At 60.6% G+C, this 876-nt stretch carries 1 protein-coding gene; it reads left to right on the top strand.

The genetic code is table 11. The features are described from left to right. Positions 1-876 (top strand): condensation domain-containing protein (locus BJD99_RS10515; RefSeq protein ID WP_256895607.1); only part of this gene is annotated, 876 nt, incomplete at both ends.

The following is an 876-nucleotide window of genomic DNA, read 5'->3' as shown; positions in this document are numbered from 1 at the left end:
CGTCCGGTGTTGGGTGTGGTGGAGCGTCCGTCGGTGATTCCGTTGTCGCAGGCGCAGAGTCGTATGTGGTTCATCAATCAGTTCGATACGTCTTCGCCTGCGTACAATATTCCGCTTGCTGTGCGGTTGTCGGGTGCGCTCGATGTTGTTGCGTTGGAGGCGGCGGTGGGGGATGTGTTGGTTCGTCATGAGTCGTTGCGTACTACGTTCCCGGTGGTGGGGGAGTTGCCGCGTCAGTTGATCGGGTCTGTTTCCGATGTGGCGGTGGAGTTGGCGGTGGTGGAGCTCGATGCGGGGGGTGTGCAGGAGCGGATTGTTGCCGATGCTGCTGCGGGGTTCGATGTGACGGTGGATGTGCCGTTTCGGGCGTCGTTGTATCGGGTGGGTGTCGATGAGTTCGTGTTGGCGATTGTGGTGCATCATATTGCTGCTGATGGTGCGTCGATGGCGCCTCTTGCTGCTGATGTGATGGTGGCGTATGGCGCTCGGGTTGCTGGTGGTGTGCCGGGGTGGGAGCCGTTGGCGGTGCAGTATGCGGATTACACGTTGTGGCAGCGTGAGGTTCTCGGGAGTGAGGATGATCCGGGGTCTGTGGTGTCGCGGCAGTTGGAGTTTTGGTCGGGAGTGTTGGCGGATGTGCCGGATGTGTTGCCGTTGCCGATCGATCACCCACGCCCGAGCCGGCAATCCAACAGAGGTGCTTCGGTCGCCTTCGACATCGACGCAGCAACTCATGATCGCCTGATCGAACTCGCACGTGAGACTCGCTCGACAGTCTTCATGGTTGTACATGCCGCGTGGTCCATCCTCATGGCTCGCCTCAGTGGTACCGAGGACATCACGGTCGGTACTCCCATCGCCGGGCGCGGTGAAGCA

It is taken from the genome of Rhodococcus sp. 1163 (genome assembly GCF_002091985.1).
Taxonomy (GTDB): domain Bacteria; phylum Actinomycetota; class Actinomycetes; order Mycobacteriales; family Mycobacteriaceae; genus Rhodococcoides.
This window is presented reverse-complemented; position numbering and strand designations above follow the sequence as displayed.